Here is a 3,513-nt window from a genome sequence, read left to right as displayed (position 1 = left end):
CGCCTGGATCAGCGTGAAGGCCACCTACCAGCTCACCGCCAACCCCGCCGAGGCCGAAGCCCTGTCCGGGATGCTCGACACCTGCGAGGCCTGACCCCACCCGGCGGCATCACCGGCCGGGAACCCCGCCCGGTAGACCGCCGGAGGACAGGATGACTCTGTCCGCACCCCGACTTGCCGCAGGGGAGGAGCAGGCCTCGCCCGACCCTCTTCCTCTGCGGCGACCGTGCTTCGGCCTCGCCGATCCCGCTCTCTGCCCGGCAAGCCCCGTTCTTGTTGCCGTCCGGGCCGCGGCACGGCGGCGGTAGGGCTACTGCCGGCATGCCGGTCCTTGGAATCCGCATGCCCGGCCGGGATTGGCCTACATGAGGTGGGTCAGCTCGAAGTTGCCGAGGGTGCAGATCTTCCGCAGTTGCTCGCACAGGTGCCAGGCCCGGTGCAGGGCTTCGGCCTCGTGGATGGGGCCGATGGTGTGCTCCTCTCGCCATACCTCGCAGACGCCGCAGTCGGGCTGCCGGCCGGGCAGCCACGTGGCGTGCGCGGCGATCAGGTGGTCGTCCAGGTGAACCCGCGTCAGCGTGAGTAGCAGCTCCCAGTGGCGCTGTATGAGGTGTCTCCCCACGCGAGAGAGCTCAGCTTGAGTAGGACAGACCGGCGTTCAGCCTTCGGATAGTTGGCTCCAGTAGAGCTGTGCTTTGCGACTGTTGATCGTGTCGGGGTGATCGGGGCCCAGAGCGCGGGCACGAGCAGCTGCTACCTCGGCTGACAGGTTTCTGGCGGTAAACGGATGGCCGTTCCTTCCGGTCCACTGGGCGTGGTCGTGGCGCGCGGCGAGGGTGTCTGGGTGGTCGGGGCCGAGGACGCGAACGCGGTGGTAGATGAGCCGGGCAAAGAGGTCGCGTGCGGCGCCTGGGTTGCCGGCCGTGCCGGTGGACTGGGCGTGGTGGTGGCGGGAGGCGAGGGTATCGGGGTGGTCGGGGCCGAGGATGCGGGTGCGGTCGTCAATGATCTGGAGAAAGAGGTCGCGGGCAGCAGCCGAGTCGCCAGCCGCGTCAGTCCATACGGCGTGGTCGTGGCGCGCGGCGAGGGTGTCTGGGTGGTCGGGGCCGTGGACGCGGTGGTTGATGAGCCGGGCAAAGAGGTCGCGTGCGGCGCCTGGGTTGCCGGCCGTGCCGGTGGACTGGGCGTGGTGGTGGCGGGAGGCGAGGGTATCGGGGTGGTCGGGGCCGAGGATGCGGGTGCGGTCGTCAATGATCTGGAGAAAGAGGTCGCGGGCAGCAGCCGAGTCGCCAGCCGCGCCGATCCATCGGGCGTGGCTGTGGCGAGAAGCCAGAGTGTTGGGGTGGCCGCAGCCGAGGGCCAAGCCCCGCTCGTCGATGAGTTGGGCAAAGAGGTCGCGTGCGGCGTATGGGTTGCCAGCCTCGCCGATGTACTGGGCTTGATTGTGGCGGGAGGCCACGGTGTGGGGGTGGTCGTGTCCCAGAACGCGGGTCCGGTCGTCGACGAGATCCGCGTAGAGATCGCGTGCACTGGTCAGGTCCCCAGATCTCGCGCACCATTCTGCGTGGTCGTGGCGAGTGGCGAGGGTGAGAGGGTGGTCGGGGCCGAGTACTCGGGTGCGGTCGTCGACGAGTCTGGCGTAGAGGCTGCGCGCGGCGGCCGGGTCGCCAGCCTCGCCGACGTGGTGGGCGTGATCATGGCGCGAGATGAAGGTGTCAGCGTGATCAGGACCCTGGATACGGGTGTGGTCGTTGACGAGCCGGGCGTAGAGGTCGCGTGCGGCGGTCGGGTCGCCGGCTTTCGCGGTCCACCGCGCATGGGTGCCGCGAGTGGTGAGGGTGGTGACGTGGTCTGAACCGAGTTCCCGGCTGGCCCGAAGCACGGCCAGATTCGCCATATGGACCGCTTCGCGCATCATCCCGGCATTGCCGGTGAGCCGTGCACTGCTGTGGAACGCTTCCCAAAGCGTGTTCGCCTTGTTCGGGAAAGTAGAGCCTTTGTCCAGGACAATCACAGGTGCTGTGACCGGCTCCTGTTCCTGGATGAGTTCGGTGGTGATCCGCTCGACGATGCCGGCATCGGTGTCGTTGACGACCTCGGCACGCAGGAGCGCTGCCTCGATGTCGTCCCCTTCTGGATCGTCCTCCTCCGCAGGGACTGTGGCTGGCGCGGGCGACACGTCAGGCAAACGCTCCTCCACTGGTGCGCCCTGCGCGCGAAGGCCCTTGAGCTCTCCGGCGAGCCGGTCGATCTTCTCCTGGAGGCGGATGGCTAGTTCCTCGGCTTCGCGCTGCTTTTCCTTCGCTCGTTCCAACTCTCCCTGGGCGCGCGTCTCCTGCTGAACAGCACGGGTCAGTTTGCGTTCGGCTACCTCGGCCCGCTCACCGGCCGCAAGCTGCTCGGCCGCGGCCTGGGTCAACCGGTCGCGGTCCTCCGTCAGACGCACCACCCGGTCTTGCAGTGTGCCGATCATCCCGTACAGAACCATGGCCAACTGCTGTGACTGCACCACGGTCTCTCGTAGCTCGTCCCGCTGAGACAGAGCCTTGGTCAAAGACTCATACGTCTCGATGTGCTTCGCCTGCAACGCGGCGATGTCGAGAAGGCCAGCTGACGCACTCTGCCCCATGCCCGGCCCACCGCCCTCAAGCCGTCCGGAACCCGGGGCTGGCCGCGGAGGGTGGAGTGCCGCACGCCGCAACTGCTCGGCCTCGGTCTGCCGCCGCTCCCGTAGCTCCGCCCGCACTGTGACCTCTATCAGAGCGACGACAAATTTCTGGGGCGGGATCTTGCCACCGAGATTCTCGCTGACCGTCGACTTCGAGCACTGGATCCGCTTACCCAAAGCCTCCAGGGACAGCCCCGACTCATCCACCTGATTCCGCAAGAACGTCGCAAGCCGAGCTGCTCCAGGACTCGTCGCTGGACTCAGTTCCTTCCACCGGCGACCCGGCCTTCCATTCCGCGGCACCCCGCACCCCCTGCCACACCTTGTCCGGTGCATCCCGGACACAACCCGTGTGGTTCGGAATCTACCTGGGATGTTCGGCCGGACGAGTGAAGACAACCCAACTCTTGGCCACTGTCTGACCAAGCCGCATCACAGCGGCGCCAACACCAGCGAAGGGCAGCAACGTGACCGACATCTTCTCCATTGCCGCAGACCTCCTCACCCTGATCGGCACCACCCTCAGCATCACCCTGGAACTGCGCCAAGCCCGAATCGAGGACCGCCCGGATGAGGAGGGAGCAGACCAGCAGAAGTGACCACGGGGCGCGAGCACGTGCGTAAACGTGTTCTGCGGCCCGTAGGTGAGGCCATCTGCAAACGCGGTGGGGCGGGCCATCCGCCGTCAGGACAGGGGGGAGCGGCGGGCGGAGGGCGAGCCGTACACACGGGTGGAGACGGACCTGGTCGTGGAGGTGCTGGCCGGGTCCGGCCGGCACGGCACCCTCACCGTGATCCGGAAACGGTGAGGGTGCCGTGCCTGACTGCTGGTCAGGGGGCGATCT

At 67.5% G+C, this 3,513-nt stretch carries 4 protein-coding genes; 2 read left to right on the top strand and 2 right to left on the bottom strand.

The genetic code is table 11. The annotated features are described in order from the left end of the window. Nucleotides 1-361: 361 nt before the first annotated feature. Nucleotides 362-622: a hypothetical protein gene (locus EES42_RS44375; RefSeq protein WP_124723851.1), complete on the bottom strand. Its 261-nt coding sequence runs from the start codon at nucleotides 620-622 to the stop codon at nucleotides 362-364. 36 nt (nucleotides 623-658) lie between these two features. Beyond that, nucleotides 659-3,004 (bottom strand): tetratricopeptide repeat protein, encoded by a 2,346-nt coding sequence (locus EES42_RS44370; RefSeq protein WP_346775451.1) that lies wholly within the window; start codon nucleotides 3,002-3,004, stop codon nucleotides 659-661. Between the two features lie 131 nt (nucleotides 3,005-3,135). Between EES42_RS44370 and EES42_RS47525 the strand changes: the two genes are divergently transcribed. Beyond that, nucleotides 3,136-3,267 carry a hypothetical protein gene (locus EES42_RS47525; protein WP_266624438.1) on the top strand — a complete coding sequence of 44 codons (132 nt, stop codon included), beginning with the start codon at nucleotides 3,136-3,138 and terminating at the stop codon, nucleotides 3,265-3,267. A gap of 45 nt (nucleotides 3,268-3,312) precedes the next feature. Continuing rightward, nucleotides 3,313-3,477 carry a hypothetical protein gene (locus tag EES42_RS45545; RefSeq protein WP_164495616.1) on the top strand — a complete coding sequence of 55 codons (165 nt, stop codon included), beginning with the start codon at nucleotides 3,313-3,315 and terminating at the stop codon, nucleotides 3,475-3,477. Nucleotides 3,478-3,513 lie beyond the last annotated feature (36 nt).

This window comes from Streptomyces sp. ADI95-17 (genome assembly GCF_003846175.1).
Lineage (GTDB): Bacteria > Actinomycetota > Actinomycetes > Streptomycetales > Streptomycetaceae > Streptomyces > Streptomyces sanglieri.
Note: the sequence above shows the minus strand (reverse complement) of the source record. Positions and strands in the feature narration are given on the sequence as shown.

Excerpts from the sequence above, each read along its gene's own strand:
- EES42_RS44370 (WP_346775451.1), bottom strand. The coding sequence starts at position 3,004 with ATGCACCGGACAAGGTGTGGCAGGGGGTGCGGGGTGCCGCGGAATGGA.